17 protein-coding genes, 1 tRNA gene and 2 pseudogenes are annotated in these 21,676 nt (G+C 64.6%); 13 read left to right on the top strand and 7 right to left on the bottom strand.

Annotated elements, in window-relative coordinates; all coding sequences use genetic code 11:
- A pseudogene (gene psaA, locus CB0205_RS14245) lies at positions 1 to 516 on the bottom strand (photosystem I core protein PsaA); the annotation flags it as partial.
- A 684-nt stretch (positions 517 to 1,200) separates the two neighbouring features.
- On the opposite strand from psaA, the gene CB0205_RS0104160 reads away from it, so the two are divergent.
- Positions 1,201 to 2,334 carry a hypothetical protein gene (locus CB0205_RS0104160; RefSeq protein WP_232197234.1) on the top strand — a complete coding sequence of 378 codons (1,134 nt, stop codon included), beginning with the start codon at positions 1,201 to 1,203 and terminating at the stop codon, positions 2,332 to 2,334.
- Complete coding sequence (cobJ, locus tag CB0205_RS0104155) at positions 2,331 to 4,112, top strand: precorrin-3B C(17)-methyltransferase (RefSeq protein WP_010314642.1); 1,782 nt, start codon at positions 2,331 to 2,333, stop codon at positions 4,110 to 4,112. The genes CB0205_RS0104160 and cobJ overlap by 4 nt, the downstream gene beginning before the upstream one ends.
- A gap of 3 nt (positions 4,113 to 4,115) precedes the next feature.
- On the opposite strand, the gene CB0205_RS0104150 is transcribed toward cobJ, so the two are convergent.
- Positions 4,116 to 4,189 (bottom strand) — tRNA-Pro (locus CB0205_RS0104150).
- A gap of 83 nt (positions 4,190 to 4,272) precedes the next feature.
- Here CB0205_RS0104150 and lipA point away from each other — a divergent pair.
- Positions 4,273 to 5,142: a lipoyl synthase gene (gene lipA / locus CB0205_RS0104145; protein ID WP_010314641.1), complete on the top strand. Its 870-nt coding sequence runs from the start codon at positions 4,273 to 4,275 to the stop codon at positions 5,140 to 5,142.
- Here the strand turns inward: lipA and CB0205_RS0104140 are convergent.
- Positions 5,139 to 5,324, bottom strand: a complete 186-nt coding sequence (locus CB0205_RS0104140) for a hypothetical protein (RefSeq protein ID WP_043705403.1) — start codon at positions 5,322 to 5,324, stop codon at positions 5,139 to 5,141. The two genes, lipA and CB0205_RS0104140, sit on opposite strands and share 4 nt — an antisense overlap.
- A 131-nt stretch (positions 5,325 to 5,455) precedes the next feature.
- A complete protein-coding gene (gene gltB / locus CB0205_RS0104135) occupies positions 5,456 to 10,039 on the bottom strand; it encodes a glutamate synthase large subunit (RefSeq protein WP_029626102.1) in 4,584 nt (1,527 codons plus the stop codon).
- 199 nt (positions 10,040 to 10,238) lie between these two features.
- On the opposite strand from gltB, the gene CB0205_RS0104130 reads away from it, so the two are divergent.
- The 9 genes from CB0205_RS0104130 (at position 10,239) to CB0205_RS0104090 (ending at position 19,020) form a co-directional block, all read left to right on the top strand.
- Entirely contained in the window at positions 10,239 to 11,984 is a 1,746-nt protein-coding gene (locus CB0205_RS0104130; RefSeq protein WP_010314634.1) for a phosphodiester glycosidase family protein, read from the top strand.
- A 31-nt stretch (positions 11,985 to 12,015) separates the two neighbouring features.
- The gene (locus CB0205_RS0104125) at positions 12,016 to 12,384 is read left to right on the top strand and encodes an AIR synthase (protein ID WP_010314632.1); all 369 of its coding nucleotides are present in this window, start codon (positions 12,016 to 12,018) and stop codon (positions 12,382 to 12,384) included.
- A gap of 69 nt (positions 12,385 to 12,453) precedes the next feature.
- A complete protein-coding gene (rpsL, locus tag CB0205_RS0104120) occupies positions 12,454 to 12,828 on the top strand; it encodes a 30S ribosomal protein S12 (RefSeq protein ID WP_010314630.1) in 375 nt (124 codons plus the stop codon).
- Between the two features lie 41 nt (positions 12,829 to 12,869).
- Positions 12,870 to 13,340 carry a 30S ribosomal protein S7 gene (rpsG, locus tag CB0205_RS0104115; protein ID WP_010314628.1) on the top strand — a complete coding sequence of 157 codons (471 nt, stop codon included), beginning with the start codon at positions 12,870 to 12,872 and terminating at the stop codon, positions 13,338 to 13,340.
- An 89-nt stretch (positions 13,341 to 13,429) separates the two neighbouring features.
- Positions 13,430 to 15,505, top strand: a complete 2,076-nt coding sequence (gene fusA, locus CB0205_RS0104110; protein ID WP_010314624.1) for an elongation factor G — start codon at positions 13,430 to 13,432, stop codon at positions 15,503 to 15,505.
- 39 nt (positions 15,506 to 15,544) lie between these two features.
- Positions 15,545 to 16,744 (top strand): elongation factor Tu, encoded by a 1,200-nt coding sequence (tuf, locus tag CB0205_RS0104105; protein ID WP_010314622.1) that lies wholly within the window; start codon positions 15,545 to 15,547, stop codon positions 16,742 to 16,744.
- Between the two features lie 167 nt (positions 16,745 to 16,911).
- Positions 16,912 to 17,232 carry a 30S ribosomal protein S10 gene (gene rpsJ, locus CB0205_RS0104100; RefSeq protein ID WP_006910513.1) on the top strand — a complete coding sequence of 107 codons (321 nt, stop codon included), beginning with the start codon at positions 16,912 to 16,914 and terminating at the stop codon, positions 17,230 to 17,232.
- 124 nt (positions 17,233 to 17,356) lie between these two features.
- Positions 17,357 to 18,028 (top strand): LON peptidase substrate-binding domain-containing protein, encoded by a 672-nt coding sequence (locus CB0205_RS0104095; RefSeq protein WP_010314619.1) that lies wholly within the window; start codon positions 17,357 to 17,359, stop codon positions 18,026 to 18,028.
- Positions 18,029 to 18,033: 5 nt separating this feature from the next.
- Entirely contained in the window at positions 18,034 to 19,020 is a 987-nt protein-coding gene (locus CB0205_RS0104090; protein ID WP_010314616.1) for a methyltransferase domain-containing protein, read from the top strand.
- Here the strand turns inward: CB0205_RS0104090 and pheA are convergent.
- Positions 19,017 to 19,841 (bottom strand): prephenate dehydratase, encoded by an 825-nt coding sequence (gene pheA / locus CB0205_RS0104085; RefSeq protein ID WP_010314614.1) that lies wholly within the window; start codon positions 19,839 to 19,841, stop codon positions 19,017 to 19,019. The two genes, CB0205_RS0104090 and pheA, sit on opposite strands and share 4 nt — an antisense overlap.
- Before the next feature lie 52 nt (positions 19,842 to 19,893).
- Here pheA and CB0205_RS0104080 point away from each other — a divergent pair, with 52 nt between their 5' ends.
- On the top strand, positions 19,894 to 20,421 hold the full coding sequence (locus CB0205_RS0104080; protein WP_010314612.1) for a DUF1997 domain-containing protein: 528 nt from the start codon (positions 19,894 to 19,896) through the stop codon (positions 20,419 to 20,421).
- Here CB0205_RS0104080 and CB0205_RS0104075 read toward each other — a convergent pair.
- Together CB0205_RS0104075 and CB0205_RS16270 are read right to left on the bottom strand one after the other, a co-directional pair.
- Positions 20,418 to 20,993: a ribonuclease HII gene (locus CB0205_RS0104075; RefSeq protein WP_010314610.1), complete on the bottom strand. Its 576-nt coding sequence runs from the start codon at positions 20,991 to 20,993 to the stop codon at positions 20,418 to 20,420. The two genes, CB0205_RS0104080 and CB0205_RS0104075, sit on opposite strands and share 4 nt — an antisense overlap.
- Positions 20,994 to 21,007: 14 nt before the next feature.
- Positions 21,008 to 21,676: pseudogene (locus CB0205_RS16270) on the bottom strand (ribonuclease E); the annotation flags it as partial.

Below are 21,676 nucleotides of genomic sequence, written 5' to 3'. Positions count from 1 at the left end.
CATCAAGCCGGCCATCACCAGAGCACCGATGGCCAGGGCCATGAGCTGGGTTTCAGTGGTGATGCCCCAGGCCCGCCACACGTGGAAGAGGCCTGAAGTGATCTGGATGCCGTGGAAGCCGGCACCCACATCGCCGTTAAGGATTTCTTGGCCAAAGACAGGCCAAACCACCTGCGCACTGGGTTTCACGTGCGTGGGGTCGGCGAGCCAGCCGGAGTAGTTGGAGAAGCGAGCACCGTGGAAGAAGGCGCCGCTCAGCCAAACAAAGATCACAGCCAGGTGACCGAAGTGGGCCGAAAAAATCTTCCGGCTGACCTCTTCGAGATCGCTGGTGTGGCTGTCGAAGTCGTGAGCGTTGGCGTGGAGGTTCCAAACCCAGGTTGTGGTTTTGGGACCTTTGGCAAGGCTGCGATCGAAATGGCCGGGCTTACCGAACAGTTCGAAGGTGGCCGGGTTGTTCACCCGGTCGACCTGGGCCTTCGCCGTTTTCCCACGCTCTGGTGGGCTGATGGTCATCGAGAGGTTCCTCGAGGGACGGGGTCGAGGTGGAGGTCCACCCTTCTGGGCTGATCCTTCGACGAAGCGAGGGATCTCCAGTGGAGCCACGGACGCAAGCCAAGGACTCGCGCCATGGGCGCCGGGCCAAGAAAACCCGCTTCGACCGAGGCCGAAACCGCTCTTCCTGACTGGCGCTTTGGGCCCCAATAAGGGGACCGCTGGCGGAAGTATAAAAGCGGAATCCAAGCCTCTCGGCCCAGCAGTTACAAAGGTTCAACCCGGAGTCGAGCCAGTCAGGGACTGAGTTCTCGCGGGAGCAAAGAATCATCAAGTTTTCTCAGATTGCCCCCATCTTGTTAAGCAAATAAGGCCATTTCCATAGCCCTATTTATCGAGAATCCGCTAGTCCTTCCGGTCAAATAGTCCGCAAACCTGCAGAATGTGTTCAGTCATTCGCCCAAACGAGTGGGGAGAGGCAAGCGCATGCGCCAGTCAGCACTAAAGGCCATCTCGGCCGTGGTGCTCTCGGTGTTGCTCATGGTCGCCAGTGGCTGCACATCCGGGACCAGCGCAAGAGGGAGCAGGTCAGAACCCTCTCCAGTCACCAGCTCCAAACCAAGTGGACAGCTGCAGGAAGTTGCCCCACCAGGAGCAGTGCAACAAGTCCGCGAAAGGTTGAACGACCTGGCGCCACAGATCGAGGTGTTGTCCCCTGCAAATGACAGCACTCTTCCGGCCGGCCCCTGGACGCTGAAGCTGAAGGTTCAGGACTGGCCCCTCTACGAAGACGAAACCAACGGACTGGGCCCCCACCTGGTCGTTCAACTCGACGATCAACCCCCTAGGCGCATCAGCAGCGCAGCCGAAGCCCAGGGACTCTCCATGCCGGAGCTCAGCCCGGGCAGCCATCGCCTGACGGTCTTCGCCGCCAGGCCCTGGGGGGAAGTGGTCAAAGCCCCAGGAGCCAGTCAGCAGTTACGCCTGCATCGGGTCGCCCGCAATCCGTCCCAACTGCCGGCTTCGGGCTCCCCACAGCTGATTGCGGCCAGTCCCTCGGACCTGCAGCACAACGAGCCGGTCCTGATCGACTGGTTGTTGATCGACGCACCGCTGCAGCACCTGCGCGATGACGATGCCCGTTGGCGCCTGCGGGTCAGCGTGAACGGCGACAGCTTTCTGGTGGACCGGCAGACACCGCTTTGGCTCAAGGGCCTCAAGCGGGGCAGCAATGCGGTGCAACTGGAATTGCTGGACGGCCGAGGAGACCCCCTCAACCCACCCTTCAACAGCGTGGTGCGTGAGGTGGTGATCGACTCCAGCCCCAGGCCGAGCTGGCAACAGGCCAGCCTCAGCGCTCAAGGCCTCGCGGCCCTCAGTGGCAGCCCGGAGCCAGAACCCGTCGAGCCGCCAGCTGCCGAGATTCAGACCAAGGAACCCGAGGCCGCACAACCTGAGGCTGTTCAACCTGAGGCTGCTCCAACTGAAGCGAGTGAACCGGAGCGCCCTGAGCCCCAGCCAGCGCCCCTGACGGCTCCCCTGGAGCAGACGCGCCCGACTCCCACCGAACTGCCGGTGGTCACGGAGGAGACAGCCGCCCCAGCCGATCCCGAGCCGGAACCTGCTCCTGCGGAGCCCCCCTCGGCACCCGAAGAAGAACCGACGCCTCCTGCACCCACTGCGGTGGCACCCACGCCAGCACCAGTGGCCGCAGAGCGCACCGCTCCGAGCAGTCGTCTGGGGGGATCGGCGCGGGATCTCGTCAGCAGTGACGGGTCCTTGATCGAAGCCCAGCCGAAGGGTCCCTTGGCCGGCCTGAAGGCGAAGCTGGGGGGATGAACGACAGCCTGATTTGGGGATTCAGCCTCAGCGCCAGCGGCCTCCCGCTGCTGCGACGCCTCCTGCAATCAGGCGAGATTGACCGTCTGGCCAGCCCGGCCGATGGAAGCCACTGGGGACCTGGGGAACTGCAGGCCCTGCTCGAGGCCAATTGGAGCTCGAGCAGGGCCTTTGTGGCCGTCGGGGCCTGTGGGGCCATCACCCGACTGATCGCGCCTCAGCTCGAGAGCAAGGCCAGCGACCCAGCGGTGGTCGTTCTGGATCCAAGCGGACGCTTTGCCATCCCTCTACTGGGAGGCCACGGGGCTGGTGGCGAGGCCCTGGCTCAGACCCTGGCGGCCCGCTGCCAGGGGGAGGCGGTGATCACCGGTGCCGCCCATGGCGAGGGCCGAGTTGCCTTGGACAGCTTTGGTCAGGCCTGGGGCTGGAGACGCAACAACGGCCCCTGGGACGCGCTCATGAAGGCCGCCGCCCGCGGCGAGGCGCTGGAGGCCCAACACCTGCAGGGCAATTCCCGCTGGCAAGAACTCCCCGGCCTGGCGCCAGGGACCGAAGCCGCCACACAAAGGATTTCAGTCGGGGTCGGGGCGGATCCGGGCTGCCGCTGGCACCCGCCCAGCGTCTGGCTGGGAATGGGCTGCGAGCGCAACACCAGCCTGAGCCTGCTGGAGCGCTGCTGCGACCAATTAATCGAGCACCACCGGATCGCACCGGAGGCGATCGCAGGCCTGGCCAGTGCCGATCGCAAAGCGGATGAGCCGGCGCTCTTGGCGCTGGCCAACCAGCGCGGCTGGCCCCTGCGCTGCTTCAGCGCTGAGCGCCTGGCACCGGTGGAGGTTCCCAACCCCTCGGCGGTGGTCGCGGCCGAACTGGGAACCGCCAGCGTGGCGGAGGCCTCGGCCCTTCTGGCGGCGGGCCCGGAGGCAACGCTGCTGGCCGAAAAGCAGATCAGCCGCGCCGAAGCAGGGGAACAGGGAGCGGCGACAGCAGCTCTGGCCCTGGCCGCCAGTCAATGGGCACCCCATCGCGGCCAGTTGCATCTGATCGGCAGTGGGCCAGGACGGCTGGACCTCCTGACCCCGGACGCCAAAGCGGCCCTCAGCCAGAGCTGCGTTTGGGTCGGCTACGGGCTCTACCTGGATTTACTGGAACCGCTGCGGCGCCCCGATCAACTGCGCAGTGACGGTCAGCTGACCCAAGAGCGAGAACGCTGCAGGGAGGCGCTGCGCCTGGCCTGCGAGGGACAGACCGTCTCCTTGGTCTCCTCGGGGGATAGCGGCATCTATGGGATGGCGGGACTGGCCCTGGAGCTCTGGCTCGAGCTCGATCCCCTGGACCGTCCTGGCTTCGAGGTCCATCCCGGAATCTCAGCCCTGCAGGTTGCCGCGGCCCGGGCCGGAGCACCGTTGATGCACGACTTCTGCACCATCAGCCTGAGCGACCGTCTGACCCCTTGGGAGGTGATCGAAAAACGCCTGGTGGCAGCGGCGGCAGGCGACTTTGTCGTCGCCCTCTACAACCCGCGCTCCAAGGGCAGGGATTGGCAGCTGGAGCGGGCCCAGCAGCTTCTGCTCTCCGGACGGCCTGCCAGCACGCCTGTGGTCCTCGCTCGCCAAGTCGGGCGCCCCGAAGAGCATGTGACCCTGCACGAACTCGGCGACCTCCCGATCGAGCAGGTGGACATGCTCACCCTGGTGCTGATCGGCAACAGCAGCAGTCGCGCCGAGGACGGCCGGATGGTCACCCCGAGGGGATATCCAGGCGCGGAGCTGCAATAAGAATCGGGATGACAGGATTCGAACCTGCGGCCCCTTCGTCCCGAACGAAGTGCGCTACCAAGCTGCGCTACATCCCGATGGGCGGAGTGTAGGAGATGGTGGCCCAGTCGCTTCCTAGAGTCAGCCAGCCCTTTGGTGCCTTCGGCGCGCTCCTCATCCCTTGCTGAAACCCGACTGGCTGCGCGTCAAAGCTCCCCAGCGGGAACGGATCGGGGAAGTGGCCGATCTGCTGCTGGATCTCAAGCTCAACACGGTCTGCCAGGAGGCCAGCTGCCCGAACATCGGCGAGTGCTTCGCCGGGGGCACGGCGACCTTTTTGATCATGGGGCCGGGCTGCACCCGGGCCTGCCCCTACTGCGACATCGATTTCGACAAGAGCGTTCGCAACCTCGATCCGACCGAGCCCGAGCGCCTGGGGGAAGCCACCGCGCGGCTGGGCCTGAAGCATGTGGTGATCACCTCGGTGAATCGCGACGACCTGAGCGATGGCGGAGCCAGCCAATTTGTGGCCTGCATCGAGGCGGTCCGCCAGCGCTCTCCCCAGACCACCATTGAGCTGCTGATCCCTGATTTCTGCGGGGACTGGGATGCCCTGGCCACGGTGATGGAGGCCGGCCCCGATGTGCTGAACCACAACATCGAGACGGTGCCCAGGCTCTACAAAAAAGCCAGACCCCAGGGGATCTACGAACGCTCGCTCGAGCTGCTGCTGCAGGTGCGGGAGCGCTGGCCGAAGGCCTACAGCAAGTCCGGCCTGATGGTCGGCCTTGGGGAAAGCGACGAGGAAGTGATCGAGACCCTGCTGGATCTCAGGGAACACCGGGTCGACATCGTCACGATCGGCCAGTACCTCTCCCCGGGGCCGAAGCACCTGCCGGTGGATCGGTTCGTCACCCCCGAGCAATTCGAGCGCTTCCGTCTCCACGGCGAGCAGGAGCTGGGCTTCCTGCAGGTGGTCAGCACTCCCCTGACCCGCAGCAGCTATCACGCCGGTGATGTGCAGCGCCTGATGCAGCTGCACCCCCGCTAGGCCTGGGGCTCCAGCAGAAATTCAGCTTCCAGAGCCTGGGCCTCAGGGCAGTCCCCAAGGGCATCCAGGCGCTGGTTCACCAGGCTCACGGGAGCATCCAGGCGGACACAGTGCTCGAGCAGGGCCAGGGTCATCTGGCGGGCAAAGAGCTGTTGAAAGGGTTGGGCGAACTCAGGAGGCATGGCTCCGTTGCGGTTGCCCAAACGCTATGGACGGTCTCGGATTGCAGTGGTCGGGCCAGCCGAACCAAAGGGTGGGGTGAGCCGACCCAGTGGTGCAGCAACCGAACCCGAAGGAGCGGAGAACCGGCGGCTCAGGCCGCCACCGCCTCCCGCTCCGCCAGGCCGACGTTGGCCTTCTCGCTGGGGGGAACCAGCACCTTGAAGCGCCCTTTCCAGCTGGACCAGTCGCCCAGGATCGTGGACGCCTTGCTGCTGCCGGTGGCCGCGAGATGGGCCTCGAGCAGAGGCTTGAGCATGGCCTCCTGCTCAGGGGTCGTGAGCTCACAGATCTCGACGATCTCAGGGTTGACCCGATCGCGCAGACCACCGTTCTCATCGAGGATGAAGGTGATGCCACCGGTCATGCCGGCGCCCACGTTGCGGCCCGTGCTGCCGAGCACCACGACCACACCACCGGTCATGTATTCGCAGCAGTGGTCGCCGGCGCCTTCCACCACAGTCTTGACGCCGCTGTTGCGCACAGCGAAACGCTCACCGGCACGGCCGAGGGCAAAGAGCTCACCACCGGTGGCGCCATAGAGGCAGGTGTTCCCCAGGATCACCTGGGCACCGGGATCATTGCCACCGGCAGGGGGAACGACGGTGATGCGACCACCGTTGATGCCTTTGCCGACGTAGTCGTTGGCCTCACCCACCAGGCGCACATTCATGCCCTGAACGGTGAATGCGCCAAAGCTCTGTCCCGCCGCACCCTCATAGGTGAGGTCGAGTTGTCCCTGGAAGCCGGTGTTGCCATGGCGAGCCGCGATCTCACCGCCCAGACGGGCGCAGACACTGCGATCGGTATTGATGATCGGCAGGGTCCTGGCGAGCTGGCCGTGGTTCTCAATGGCCGCCATCAGCTCGGCATCGGCCAGCAGCTGATCCTCAAGGATCACGCCGTTGCCATGGGCCGCCTCGGCGTGGCGCAACCAGGCGCGATCGGCCGCCTGGGGGATGGGATCCAGCAGGCAGGAGAGATCCAGGGCCTTGGTTTTAGCCAGCTGCACAGCGCGGGGCTTCAGCAGGTCCGAGCGACCAATGAGGTCCTCCAGGCGGGCCACGCCCAGCACGCTCATCAGCTGACGCACTTCCTCAGCGACGAACAGGAAGAAGTTCACCACCTGCTCAGGCAGACCGGTGAAGCGCTTGCGCAGGGCCTCCTTCTGGGTGGCCACGCCGACCGGGCAGTTATTGGTGTGGCAAACGCGGGCCATGATGCAGCCCTCGGCGATCATCGCGATCGAACCGAAGCCGTATTCCTCAGCACCCAGCAGGGCGGCGATGACCACGTCCCAGCCGGTCTTCAGGCCGCCATCGGCCCGCAGCAGCACGCGATCACGCAGGCCGTTCTCCAGCAGAGCCCGGTGAACCTCGGTCAGACCGAGTTCCCAGGGACCGCCGGCATGCTTGATCGAGCTCAGGGGCGAGGCACCGGTGCCGCCGTCATGGCCAGAGATCTGGATGACATCGGCATTGGCCTTGGCCACACCTGCCGCGATGGTGCCGATGCCGATCTCAGCCACCAGCTTGACGCTGACCTTGGCGGCGGGATGCACCTGGTGCAGGTCATGGATGAGCTGCGCCAGATCCTCGATCGAATAGATGTCGTGGTGAGGCGGCGGTGAGATCAAGGCCACCCCAGGCTTGCTGTTGCGCAACCAGGCGATGTAGGGATCGACCTTCGGACCGGGGAGCTGGCCGCCTTCACCGGGCTTGGCCCCTTGGGCCACCTTGATCTCGAGCTGCTTGCCGCTGCGCAGGTACTCGGGGGTCACGCCAAAGCGGCCCGAGGCGATCTGCTTGATCGCAGAGCAGGCGGTGTCCCCGTTCTTCAGACCCTTGATCGAAGGCAGGGTGGCGGAGAGACCCTCCGCATTCACATCCCCCAGGACCTTGAAGCGAGCCGGGTCCTCGCCGCCCTCACCGCTGTTGCTCTTACCGCCGATGCGGTTCATCGCGACGGCCAAGACTTCATGGGCTTCGCGCGAGAGCGCACCCAAGCTCATCCCGCCGGTGCAGAAACGCTCACAGATGCTCTCGATGCTCTCGACCTGATCGAGGGGCAGCGGAGTGGCGGCGGGTTGCAGCTCCAGGAGGTCCCGCAGGGCCGTCACCGGACGGTTCTCCACCAAGGTTTTGTAGGTGGAGAAGTGGTCGTAACCGGGCCCCTGCTTGATCGCCGCATGGAGCGCCTTGGTCATCTCCGGGCTGTTGAGGTGGTATTCCCCGCCGGTCCGGTACTGCACAAAGCCCATGAACTCGAGCTTGGTGCGGTTGAGTTCTGGGAACGCCTTGGCGTGGAAGGTCAGCGTCTCGCTGGCCAATTCCGCCAGGCTCAGACCAGCCACGCGGCTGGTGGTGCCCTTGAAGGCCCGCTCGATCAGATCGGCACCGACACCGATCGCCTCGAAGATCTGGGCTCCGTGGTAGCTGGCCAGCAGGGAGATGCCGATCTTGGAGAGGATCTTGCGCAGACCGTCTTCGAGGGCCTTGCGCACATTGGCCTGGACCTGATCGGGGGTCAGGGCGGGGAGCTTGCCCCGCTCAATCAATTTCTGCGTCTTGGGATGGGCCAGCCAATGACGCGTGGTCTCCCAGGTGAGCCAGGGGCAAACAGCGCTGGCGCCGTAGCCGATCAGGCAAGCCAGGTGGTGGGTGCTCCAGCACTGGGCGGTCTCAGCCACCAGGGAGGTCTGCAGGCGCAGTCCCTGGTTCAGCAGGTGATGGTGCACCGCACCCACCGCCAGGAGCGGGGGGATATAGGACGTGGTCGCCGTGATTCCCCGGTCAGAGAGCACCAGGATTTGATTGCCGCTGCGCACGGCGGCTTCAGCGTCGCTGCAGAGCTGGGTCAGTGCCGCCTCAAGGCCGGCCGGTCCGCCGGTGATCGGCATCAGGGTCGAGAGCGTGCGGCTGGCAATGCCCTGCTGGGTGGCCGCCGCCAACTCGGCCTCATTGAGGATCGGGCTGTTGAGATGCAGAACCGCTGCCGCGGCGGCCTCGGGCTTCAGGGGAGAGCCCCGCTTGCCCAGATGCATCTCCAGGCTCATCACCAACTTCTCCCGCAGGGGGTCAATCGGCGGGTTGGTGACCTGGGCGAAGCGCTGCTTGAAGTAGTCGTACAGAAGGTGGGGCTTATCGGAGAGCACCGCCAAGGGGATGTCATCACCCATGCAGTAGGTGGGCTCCTTGGCCGAACCGGCCATGTCCTCGATCACCAGATCGAAGTCCTCGGCGGTGAAACCAAAGGCGGTTTGCTGCTGGAGCAGCTCCAGGTCAGCCAGCTGGCGCTCCTGGGTCCAGGGCTGGGCCGTTAGGGTGCGGCGGTGCTCCGCCAACCACTGGCCGTAGGGGTGACGCGCGGCCACCTCTTGCTTGACGTCCCAGTTGTGAAGCAGGCGACCGTTCTCCAGATCAACGGCCAACATCTGGCCGGGGCCCAGGCGACCCTTTTCGATGATCCGGCTTTCCTCGAGCTCCACCACGCCGGTTTCCGAGCCCATCACCACAAAGCCGTCGCTGGTGATGCAGTAGCGAGCCGGGCGCAGGCCATTGCGATCCAAGGTGGCGCCAACGCTGCGGCCATCGGCGAAGACCAGAAGCGCTGGGCCATCCCAGGGCTCCTGGGTGCAGGCCGAGTACTCATAGAAGGCCTGGACCGCTGGCTTGTCAGCCAGGGCCGGCTGATCGCGGAAGGCCTCCGGCACCAGGGTCAGCAGGCTCTCGGTGATCGGGCGACCACTGCGAACCAGCAGCTCGAGGGTGGCATCAAGGTTGGCCGAATCGCTGAAGGCGGAATTCACCACCGGCTTGAGGTCCGAAGCGGCATCGCCCCAAACCGCATCGAGATCAGCCTCGGCGGCGCGGGCCCAATTCAGGTTGCCCAGAAGGGTGTTGATCTCGCCGTTGTGGCCCAGGAGACGCATCGGCTGGGCCAGGGGCCAGCGGGGCAGCGTGTTGGTGCTGAAACGACGGTGATAAACCGCGAAACTGACCTCGAAGCGTTCATCGCGAAGGTCCCCGTAGTAGGCGGAGAGGACCTCCGAGCGGACCATGCCCTTGTAGACAACCGTCCGGCTGCTCAAGGACGCGAAGTAAAGGTCGCTTGGGACGGCACCCCAGACACTGCGCGCACGATCGCCGCAGCGGCGCCGCAGGCGGAACAGCAGGGCCTCGAGGGCGTCACCATCGCAATCGGCGGCGAGCAGCCACTGCTCAATCACTGGAGCCGTGCCGCGGGCCAGGGGACCTAAGACGCTGGGGTCCACGGGAACGCTGCGCCAGCCCAGGCTGCGCAGTCCCAGGGCCTGAGCTTCCTCGTCGCAAAAGGCCTTGGCTTGATCGCGCTTGCCCGCCTCGGCAGGCAGGAACACCATGCCCAAACCACGGGTTGCAGCTGAGGCGGCGGCAGCTTCAGGCCAAACCGCCTCGAGATAGGTCCAGGGGATGCCGCAGAGCACACCGGCGCCATCGCCGGAATCGCCATCGCCGCCGCAGCCGCCGCGGTGCTCCATGCAGTCCAGACCGCGCAGGGCCTGCTTCAGGACCCAGTGGCTGGTCTCACCTTTCAGGTTCGCCAGAAAACCAACGCCGCAGGCATCCTTCTCGCCGGCCACCTCTGCCGGGGCGGGGCTGTCGCAATGGGGCCAAACAGGACGAGAAGACAGCGGCATAGCCCAGCGACAACAGGTCTATCGGTAGTAACGAAGCAGCCGGGTCGACCGAACGGAAGGCGACGGATCGCCCTAAACCTCGGTCCCGCTGCGAGCTTCCGAATCTAAAAGCTGGACCACCTGCAACTCAAGGAAGTGCTGGCGGACTGCTCCAAGGTCGCTAGCGTTTCGAGACCGAGCGGGCTGCTTCATGGCTTTGATGCCCGTCCTGGCAGCCCTGCATCCCGGGATCCCGCTCATTCCACCGCCTCCGCCACCGGCCGAGGTGAGACCGTTCCGGCAGGCGGAAGGGTCACTGATTCGCGCCAACGGACGCACGCAACCAGCCCGCTGGCGCATCGAACGGGGCGAGCTCTGGCTCACCCTCGAATTCCTGGAGAACCAGCTCGGCGTCCAGCGCTCCAGCGGAGAGCGGGGCATGCTGCAACTGGAATGGTTTGGCAGCGAAATCAGCCTTCCCGCCAGGCGACAACAGAGCCTGGGGGATGAGGTCGCTGTTCCAGTCAGCGACCTGCTACGCCGCGTCGGCGTGAGCTTTGAGCCCTTCGGGAAAAACGAACTGAGCCTGGAGCTCCCGGTTCGCCCCCTAGAAGCGATCCGCGCCAGGGACAACGGCATCAGCGGCCGGCGCGTGGTCCTTGACCTCAAGGCCCCGGCGCTGGTGCGCAGCGATGACGGCCAACTGGCCATCAGTGCCGAAGGCAACCCAGAGCAACTACGGCAACTGGCAGGGCTGGGGCTGAAACCCCGTCAAGAGAACGGCTGGCTGCAGCTGGAGGCCAAAGGGGAACGCCTAACCCTGGGCCGGCCTTGGCGCCTGGTCCTCGACCTGCCCAGCGACACCGCACTCACCAGCCTCAATCGCCCGAGCGGCACCAGCCCCAACACCGCCCTTGCGAGCCTGCAGCGCCAGGGGCTAGCCCTCAATCGAACGGTGGACCGCATCGGCAACCGCCAGGTCCTGATCAACAGCGTCCAGCTCGATCCACGCCGAGTCCCGGTCGACCTGCGCCCGCTCAACCGAAGCAACGGGATGAAGGGCCTCAGCAGCCTCAGTCAGCTGGCCCGCAATGAATCGGCCCTGATCGCCATCAATGGCGGCTTTTTCAATCGCGTGAACCGGCTTCCCCTGGGGGCGCTCAAGGACAACGGCCAGTGGCTCTCAGGACCGATCCTGAATCGGGGGGCGGTGGGCTGGGGCGATGGTGAACTTCCCCAGTTCGATCGACTCAGGCTTCAGGAGAGCGTGCTCGATCCACGCCAACGGCGCTGGTCGCTGATCAGCCTGAACAGCGGCTACGTCCAGAAGGGACTGGCCCGCTACACCGAAGCCTGGGGTCCGCGCTATCAGCCGTTAACCGGCCAAGAACTGGGGTTCCTGCTCCGCAATGGCGTTGTGCAACAGCGCATCGAGGGCATTCCCCAACCCGGGGTCCCCTTGCGCGCCGGGGATGAACTGTTGGTGGCCCGCGGCGGGGTTCAGGTCGACTGGCAGCCGGGAGAACGCCTCGTGCTCAGCAGCCGATCGACTTCCGTCGTTGGGGACAAACCCTTTGTGGTCGGCGGTGGCCCGCTGCTGCTGCGCTCTGGGCTTGTGGCGCTCAACGGCCAAGCGGAGGGATTCAGCCCTGGCTTCATCCGTCAGGGCGCCCCAAGAACCGTGATCGCCAGCGACGGACGTCAGCTGTGGCTGATCACCCTTCAGGGGGTCAATAACGCTGGGCCGACCTTGATGGAAACGGCGTTACTCCTGAAACAGCGCGGCCTCAAGGAGGCGCTGAACCTCGACGGAGGCAGCTCCACCGGCCTGGTTCTGGCGGATGTCCAAACCGTGAAAGGGCGGGGCATCGCTGGTTCGGTCCACAACGGCATTGGCTTGATCCCCCGCGCACCGATGCCACGGCCCAACCGTCCGCCGGCGCGGCTGGCCTCCAGCCCGCCCTGACACACTGGGTCGACCCAGCCTTTTCTTTGCCATGCCCAAGGGCCAAGGCATGCAACTCACCGCAGCGGCTGCGGCAGAGCTCTGCCGCCAAGCGGCCGTCGCCGGCACCCCGGGGATGATGCACCTTGACCTGGTGGATGGCACCTGCGAGCGCTGGGTGATTCGCATTCGTCCGGGCCGTCTGGCCGGAGTTCCCGTGGCACGCGCCGACGGGATCACTCTGTTTGCCCCCGGCGACCAGGGCGAGCGACTCAACACCCTCGAGCTCGACTATCGAGGTGACCTCAGCGGGGGCGGATTCTTGATCCGCACCGGCCGAGAGCACCGCGTTTGCGCTTGTGGTGCGGCCTTTGGCCCCGCTGACGAACCCGCTCAGGGTGGCAGCACCTCGACAAAGTAATGTGGCGGATTGTCGAAACGGTCGGCTCTCCGACCTCGCTTCCGGCCCCTCGAAAACTCCCGGCCCTCGATGCCCACGATTCAGCAGCTGATCCGCAGTGAGCGGACGCGCCTTACCCGCAAGACCAAGTCGCCCGCACTGCGCTCCTGCCCTGAGCGCCGTGGTGTCTGCACCCGCGTGTACACCTCAACTCCGAAGAAGCCGAACTCGGCTCTGCGGAAGGTGGCCCGTGTGCGCCTGACCTCCGGCTTCGAGGTGACCGCCTATATCCCCGGTATCGGCCACAACCTGCAGGAACACTCCGTGGTGATGATCCGCGGCGGTCGTGTGAAGGACCTGCCCGGTGTCCGCTACCACATCATTCGCGGCACCCTCGACACCGCGGGTGTGAAGGACCGTCGTCAGTCCCGCTCCAAGTACGGCGCCAAAACCCCCAAGGATTGATTTCCTTCGACGTTCGTTTCTGACTTCCTCCCCTTAGCTCTATGTCACGCCGCAACGCCGCTGAGAAGCGCCCGGTTCTTCCCGATCCCCAGTTCAACAGCCGTCTGGCAACCATGATGGTTGCCCGTCTGATGAAGCACGGCAAGAAGTCCACCGCCCAGCGGATTCTTTCCGACGCCTTCACGCTGATCAACGAGCGGACCGGCAGTGACGCCCTCGAGCTGTTCGAAACCGCGGTGAAGAACGCCACTCCCCTCGTGGAAGTGCGTGCCCGCCGCGTCGGTGGTGCCACCTACCAGGTGCCCATGGAAGTCCGTCAGGAGCGTGGCACCGCCATGGCCCTGCGCTGGCTCGTGAATTTCTCGCGCGCCCGTAATGGCCGGAGCATGGCCCAGAAGCTGGCCGGCGAACTGATGGATGCCGCCAACGAAGCTGGCAGCGCCGTTCGCAAGCGCGAAGAGACCCACAAGATGGCCGAAGCCAATAAGGCCTTCGCCCACTACCGCTACTAAGCGGAACTGCGGCATCTCAGGTCGGATGTGACCGACTTGTAGAGTGACGCCCGCTTTTTTGTCGATTCCACCCTCCGGAGACCTGCCCCGTGGCTCGCGCTATTCCCCTGGAACGCGTCAGAAATATTGGTATTGCGGCACACATTGATGCCGGTAAAACCACCACCACTGAACGAATCCTGTTTTATTCAGGTGTGGTTCACAAGATCGGTGAGGTGCATGACGGCGCCGCCGTGACCGACTGGATGGCCCAGGAGCGCGAGCGGGGCATCACCATCACTGCTGCGGCGATCTCCACCAGCTGGAACGATCACCGCATCAACATCATTGATACCCCCGGCCACGTGGACTTCACCATTGAGGTGGAGCGCTCCATGCGTGTGCTCGATGGCGTGATCGCCGTCTTCTGTGCCGTCGGTGGTGTTCAGCCCCAGTCAGAAACCGTCTGGCGTCAAGCGGACCGCTACAGCGTTCCGCGCATGGTGTTCGTCAACAAGATGGACCGCACCGGCGCTGACTTCCTCAAGGTGCACGGTCAAATCAAGGACCGCCTGAAGGCCAACGCCGTTCCGATTCAGCTGCCCATCGGCGCTGAGGGTGAACTGAGCGGGATTATCGACCTGGTCAAGAACCGCGCCTTCATCTACAAGGACGACCTCGGCAAGGACATCGAAGAGACCGATGTCCCTGCGGACATGAAGGATCTCGTTGATGAGTGGCGCGCCACTCTGATGGAGACCATCGCTGAAACCGATGAAGCGCTGATCGAGAAGTTCCTCGAGGAAGGCGAGCTGAGCGAGGCAGAACTTGCCAAGGGCATCCGCGAGGGCGTGCTGAAGCACGGCCTGGTGCCCATGCTCTGCGGCTCCGCCTTTAAGAACAAGGGCGTTCAGCTGCTGCTGGATGCCGTGGTGGACTACATGCCCGCCCCGGTGGATGTGCCCCCGATCCAGGGTCTTCTGGCTGATGGCAGCGAAGCGGTGCGTCCCGCCGACGACAACGCCCCCTTCAGCGCACTGGCCTTCAAGGTCATGGCTGACCCCTTCGGCAAGCTCACCTTTGTGCGCATCTACTCGGGTGTGCTCCAGAAGGGCAGCTACGTGCTGAACTCCACCAAGGACAAGAAAGAGCGCATCTCTCGCTTGATCGTCCTCAAGGCCGACGATCGTGAGGAAGTGGACGAACTCCGCGCCGGCGATCTCGGCGCCGTTCTGGGTCTTAAGGACACCACCACCGGCGACACCCTCTGCGTCGACGCCGATCCGATCATCCTGGAATCGCTCTACATCCCCGAGCCCGTGATCTCGGTGGCTGTCGAGCCCAAGACCAAGGGCGACATGGAGAAACTCTCCAAAGCCCTGCAGTCCCTCTCCGAAGAGGACCCGACCTTCCGGGTTCGCACGGATGCAGAGACCGGCCAAACCGTGATCGCCGGCATGGGCGAACTCCACCTGGAGATCCTGGTGGACCGCATGCTGCGCGAATTCAAGGTGGAGGCCAACATCGGTGCGCCTCAGGTGTCCTATCGCGAAACCATTCGCGCCAGCGCCAAGGGCGAGGGCAAATTTGCCCGTCAAACCGGTGGTAAGGGCCAGTACGGCCACGTGGTGATCGAAATGGAGCCCGGCGAACCGGGTTCCGGGTTCGAGTTCGTCAACAAGATTGTTGGCGGCGTCGTGCCCAAGGAGTACATCGGTCCGGCTGAAGCCGGCATGAAGGAAACCTGCCAGTCCGGTGTGATTGCAGGATTCCCGATGATCGATGTGAAGGTCACCATGATCGACGGGTCGTACCATGACGTCGACTCCTCGGAGATGGCGTTCAAGATCGCCGGCTCCATGGCCTTCAAAGACGGCGTCAAGAAGTGCAATCCCGTACTTCTTGAGCCCATGATGAAGGTCGAAGTTGAGGTTCCTGAGGACTTCCTCGGAAGCGTCATCGGTGACCTCTCATCGCGCCGCGGTCAGGTCGAAGGACAGTCCATCGATAATGGTCAGTCCAAAGTCCAGTCCAAGGTGCCGCTGGCCGAGATGTTCGGCTACGCCACCCAGCTCCGATCCATGACCCAGGGTCGGGGTATCTTCTCGATGGAATTCAGCCATTACGAGGAAATTCCTCGCAACGTGGCAGAAGCCATCATCTCCAAGAATCAGGGCAATTCCTGATCTTTTCCCTACCCATTTACCCCCCGATTCTTTTTCATCATGGCTCGCGAGAAGTTCGAAAGGAATAAGCCCCACGTCAACATCGGCACCATCGGCCACGTTGACCACGGCAAGACCACCCTCACCGCCGCCATCACCAACGTGCTGGCCAAGAAGGGTCAGGCCAAAGTTCAGAACTACGCCGACATCGACGGTGCTCCCGAAGAGCGTGAGCGCGGTATCACCATCAACACCGCCCACGTTGAGTACGAGACCGCCGGTCGTCACTACGCCCACGTGGACTGCCCCGGTCACGCGGACTACGTGAAGAACATGATCACCGGTGCTGCCCAGATGGACGGCGCCATCCTGGTGGTGGCAGCCACCGACGGCCCCATGGCCCAAACCAAGGAGCACATCCTCCTGGCCAAGCAGGTGGGCGTTCCCGCTCTGGTGGTTGCACTGAACAAGTGCGACATGGTCGACGACGAGGAAATCCTCGAGCTCGTCGAGATGGAAGTGCGTGAACTGCTCAGCAGCTACGACTTCCCCGGCGACGACATCCCCGTGGTGAAGGTCTCCGGCCTCAAGGCGATCGAAGGCGAAGCCGATTGGGAAGCCAAGATCGACGAGCTGATGGACGCCGTTGACAGCGCCATCCCCGAGCCTGAGCGTGAGGTCGACAAGCCCTTCCTGATGGCTGTCGAAGACGTCTTCTCCATCACCGGTCGCGGCACCGTGGCCACCGGCCGCATCGAGCGTGGTGTGGTCAAGGTGGGCGAGGAAATCGAGATTGTGGGTATCAAGGACACCCGCAAGACCACCGTTACCGGTGTGGAGATGTTCCGCAAGCTCCTCGACGAGGGCATGGCCGGCGACAACGTGGGTCTGCTGCTGCGCGGCATCCAGAAGGAAGACATCGAGCGCGGCATGGTGCTCGTGAAGCCCGGCTCCATCACCCCTCACACCAAGTTCGAGGGTGAGGTCTACGTGCTGAAGAAGGAAGAAGGCGGCCGCCACACCCCCTTCTTTGCTGGCTATCGCCCGCAGTTCTACATCCGTACGACCGACGTGACCGGTCAAATCACCGCTTTCACCGCCGACGACGGCTCCAACGTGGAAATGGTGATGCCCGGTGACCGCATCAAGATGACCGGTGAGCTGATCTGCCCCGTCGCCATCGAGCAAGGCATGCGCTTCGCTATCCGCGAAGGCGGCCGCACCATCGGTGCTGGCGTGGTCTCCAAGATCATCGCCTGATCTATGGTTGAGGGGTGGAGCTCGTCTCCACCCCTCTCTCACGCACCTCGACAATCCAGCTGCTTTGGGTTTGTTCCGGTTCCCGGCACCCAGCGCTTCCCTTCCTGTGCCTTGTCCCGCAAGGATCAAGCCAGAACCGTTGAACGCTTAACGACGTCAGACACTCCATGTCCACCGCTATTGCCCAGCAGAAGATCCGCATCCGCCTGAAGGCGTTTGACCGCCGCATGCTGGATCTGTCCTGCGAAAAAATCATCGAAACGGCTGATCACACCGCTGCAACTGCGATCGGTCCGATTCCCCTGCCCACCAAGCGCAAGATCTATTGCGTGCTGCGCTCGCCCCACGTGGATAAGGATTCCCGTGAGCACTTCGAGACCCGCACCCACCGCCGGATTATCGATATCTACAGCCCCTCGGCGAAGACCATCGACGCTCTGATGAAGCTCGACCTGCCCAGCGGCGTCGACATCGAAGTCAAGCTCTGATTCCTCGCTTTGCAGCTGGATCCCCAAAACCCGCCTCAGGGCGGGTTTTTTTGTGTGTTCGATCCACACGAGAGCGAATCATCACTGCCTAGGATTCGCCCTCCTCAGGCAGAAGTGCAACGACGTGACGCAACTGGCCGTGAGAGAACTACCGCTGTTCCCGCTGCCGGATGTGGTGCTCTTCCCCCAGGAAGTGCTGCCGTTGCACATCTTTGAGCCGCGCTACCGCATGATGCTGCGCACGGTTCTGGAGAGTGACCGGCGCTTTGGGGTGGTCCGCTGGGACCCCCAGGAAGGCACGATGGCCAGCGTGGGCTGTTGCGCTGAAATCCTGCAGTGCCAAACCCAGGACGACGACCGCAGCTACATCGTCACGATGGGACAGCAGCGCTTCAGGTTGCTGGAGGTGGTGCGCGAAGCCCCCTTCAAGGTCGGCCTGGTGAGCTGGATTGAGGACGAGCAGCCCGAGGACCACAGCGGGCTTCAGGAACTCTCCGGAGAGGTCAGCAGTGCCCTCAAGGACGTGGTGGAACTGACCGGCAAGCTGATGGGAAAACCCACCAGCCTCCCCAGCGACCTTCCGGACCTGCCCAGGGAGCTCTCCTATTGGATTGGCTCCCACCTGGGCGGTCCCGTGGCTGATCAACAGCAGGCTCTGCTGGAGATCACAAACACCGAAGAGCGGCTGCGTCAGGAATTCGAACTGCTCGATGAGACCCGGCGCCAGCTGGCCGCCCGAACGGTCCTGGAGTCGACCCTGCGCGACCTGAAGGCGGGCGAGAGCGAGGAGGACTGAGACAGATGCCCACCCCTGCCGTTTTGGCGCTGCTCAGCCCCTGGGCGAGCGGCCTGATGCTGGCGGCCGCCGTGGCGGCGGTCCTGTTACTCATTGGCCTGGCGATTTGGTCAGCGCGCGATCGGGCCTTCGAGAGCACCGCCAGCGTGGCGGAGGCCTACGACCGCTGGACCGACGACCAACTGCTGGAGCGGCTTTGGGGCGACCACGTCCACCTCGGGCACTACGGCTCTCCCCCACAAGCCCGAGACTTTCGGGCCGCCAAGGCTGACTTTGTCCACGAACTGGCGCGTTGGAGCGGGCTGGATCAGCTGCCCCGGAGCAGCACCGTCCTGGATGTCGGCTGCGGCATCGGGGGCAGTGCCCGGATCCTGGCCCGCGACTACGGCCTGAACGTGCTCGGCATCAGCATCAGCCCAGGCCAAATTCAACGGGCGAAGGAGCTCACCCCCGAGGGCCTGAGCTGCCGCTTCGCGGTGATGGATGCCCTCGATCTGCAGCTGGAGAACGGCAGCTTTGATGCGGTCTGGAGCGTGGAAGCAGGCCCTCACATGCCTGATAAGCAGCGCTACGCCGATGAACTGCTGCGGGTGCTCAAACCCGGTGGTCTGTTGGCCGTGGCCGACTGGAACCGCCGCGATCCCGAGGTCAAACCCCTCAACCGCAAGGAACGCTGGGTGATGCACCAGCTCCTGGTGCAGTGGGCCCACCCAGAATTCGCCAGCATCCCCGGTTTCCGCCGCAACCTTGAGCAAAGCCCCTGGAGCAGCGGCGCCCTCGTAGAGACCGGCGATTGGAGTCGCGAGACCCTGCCCGCCTGGATTGAATCCATCCTCGAAGGGGTGCGTCGGCCCAAGGCGGTCCTGGGCCTGGGTCCTAAAGCTGTGCTGATGGGGCTGCGCGAGTCACCCACCCTGCTGCTGATGCATTGGGGCTTCGCCACCGGGATGATGCAGTTCGGTGTCTTCCGAACCCGCAAACCGGCGGCCTAGAGCTGGGTCATCGGATAGGCCCCAAACACCGCCAGGTGCTCGCATAGGGGCTTGAGCTCCTCCATGGCCTGTTGCAGCGGTTCTGGTCCGCTGGGCAGCTCCAGGTCCACAAAAAAGATGTACTCGCCCATCTCCCGCTTGGAGGGGCGGGACTCAATGCGGCTCATGTTCAGGTCCCGATGGGCAAAGCACGCGAGGGCCTTGAGCAGAGCACCGGGTTGGTTCGCCTGGAGTGAGAAGGCCAAGCTGGCCAGCTCGCCATGCCAGTTGCGCTCGCCCTGACGGAGCAGCAAAAAGCGGGTGCAGTTGCCCGCCACATCGTTAATGGGATAGGCCAGCTCCTTGAGGCCGTGCTCCTTGGCGGCCTGCTGGGACGCGATGGCCGCACGGAAGTGACTGCCGGCCACCATGCGGGCCGCCTCTGCGGTCGAGCTCGTGGGCAGCTGCAGGGCATTGGGCAGGTTGGTGCTCAACCAGAGGCTGCACTGCGCCAGGGCCTGGGGATGGGAGAGGACTTCGCTGACCCCCTCCACGCTGCCGCTGCCGACCAGGGCATGGCGAATCGGCAACACCACCGCCCGGGAGATCTCCAGTTCTGGGTGCTCCCAGAGCGCATCCAAACAGGCCGTGACACCGCCCTCGACGGAGTTCTCGACGGGAACCACGGCGGCATCCACCCGACCGGCGGCGAGGGCCTGAATCACCGCACGAATTCCTGTCTGGGGCAGCAGTTCAGGCGCCTCCCACTGCTCGAGCTTGGCGAAGGCCTGGGCCGCCTGCTCCCCATAGGTGCCCACCGGACCAAGAAAAGCAATGCGCATGGGGCTGATCGGGCCGTGCTCGATAGGATCATGCCGCCCCGGCCGCCTTTTGATGCCCCTGGCCTTCAGTGCCAGCCAAGCGTTGCAGTTGCCGGTGCAGCAGAACGCCGAGCGTCTGGGTGCCTACCTGGACGATGAAGAGCAGGTGATTGAAGCCCTGCTCGAGGCCCAGCAACTCAGCAAGATCGCTCCTGGGCGCTACCGCTACACGGTGACCAAGCTGCAGGTCTTCCAACTGCAGATTCAACCGGTGGTGGACCTGGTGGCACGGCGGAGCCCCAACCGGATCGAACTGGAGGCCATCGACTGCCAGCTCGAAGGCCTCGGGGTCGTCGATGATTTCCAACTCAGCCTGGGCTCCTGGCTGGAGGCCCGCGGCGGTGAGTTGGTCGGAGAGGCCAGCCTGGCCGTCAGTGTCAGCCAACCCAGCCTGTTGAAGCTGATCCCCACCAAAGTCCTGGAGGCCACGGGGCGCTCACTGCTCGCGGGCATCCTGCTGGGGATCAAAACCCGGGTGGGACAGCAACTGATCAACGACTTTCAGCGCTGGTGCAAACAGCACGCCAGCGTCGAGGCCTAAGCAACCAAGACCTTGCGCAGAAAACTGCGGCGATGCAGCTGCGTCGGCCCAAGGGAGAGGACGGCGGCGCGGTGTTGGGCGGTTCCATAGCCAGCGTGGCGCTCGAAGCCATAGCCGGGATAGCGCTGACCAAGCCGCACCAGTAGGGCATCCCGCGCCTGCTTGGCCAGGACGCTGGCCGCCGCAATTTCCAGGTGTGCGCTGTCCCCGCGCACGACGGTCTCCTGGGAGCCGGACCACAGGCGCAGGGGCAGGTTGCCATCCACCAGGACGTGATCTGGAGCCGGGGAGCCCAGGCGCTGCAGGGCCCGCAGCATGGCCCGTTCAGTGGCGCTGCGAATCCCCAAGCCATCGACTTCCTGCGCCGAGGCCTGGCCCAGGGCCCAGGACTCGGCCTGCTCCAGGATCAAGGGGACCAGCTGCGAGCGACGCTTCGCGGAAAGGGCCTTGCTGTCGGTCAGTCCAGCCGCCGAGAGGGTCTCCCGGGCTGCATCGCTCAACACCACGGCACCGGCGAAGACGGGGCCAAACCAACAGCCCCGTCCCACTTCATCGACCCCAGCGATCCGCATCGCCCGCTTGGGCCTCAGTCGCTCGCCGAGGAACGGCGGCGGCGGCGGCGGGGCTCACCGTTGTCGTCGACCTCCTCCGCAACAGGAACAGCAACGACCGAGGCTGCAGCAACAGGGGCTTCTTCGGTGACCGCAACTGCACTGCTGCGGGTGCGCGTCCGAGTGCGGCCTGCGCGGGCCGGAGCCTCGTCTGCGGGAGCGGGTGAAGCCGCGGAATCAACGATCGCCACCGCCGGCAGCGGGGCCTCAGTAATGGCCACTTCTGTAATCGAGACCGTCGGCAGGGGTGTGATCGCCACACCCGTGGGTTCGGCCTGGGCGACAGCCACCGGCGCGGGTGTCGCGCCATGGCCGTTGCTGTTGGCAGTGTTTCCGCCGCGACCGCGGCGGCGGCGGCGGGGACCGGCAGCCGCCAACTGCTGACGGGCCTCCTCGAGGACCGCCTCGGCGTCTTGACCTGGACGCACCACCCGCACCAACAGGTTGTCGGGATTGGGGGCGGGATCCAAGAGCAGCGCTGGGTTCAGACCCAACCAGCCGTAGACCAACTCCTGCTCAGGCTCCATCGGCACAGCGACCAATTCAGGTTCAGGCCGGCGGTTGTGGCCTTCCGAGCTAGCGGCAGCAGGACTCTCAGCCTGGCCGGTGACCAGCGAGCCGCTGTCCTCGTAGGCCGCCACCAC

This window comes from Synechococcus sp. CB0205 (assembly GCF_000179255.1).
Taxonomy (GTDB): domain Bacteria; phylum Cyanobacteriota; class Cyanobacteriia; order PCC-6307; family Cyanobiaceae; genus Vulcanococcus.
This window is presented reverse-complemented; position numbering and strand designations above follow the sequence as displayed.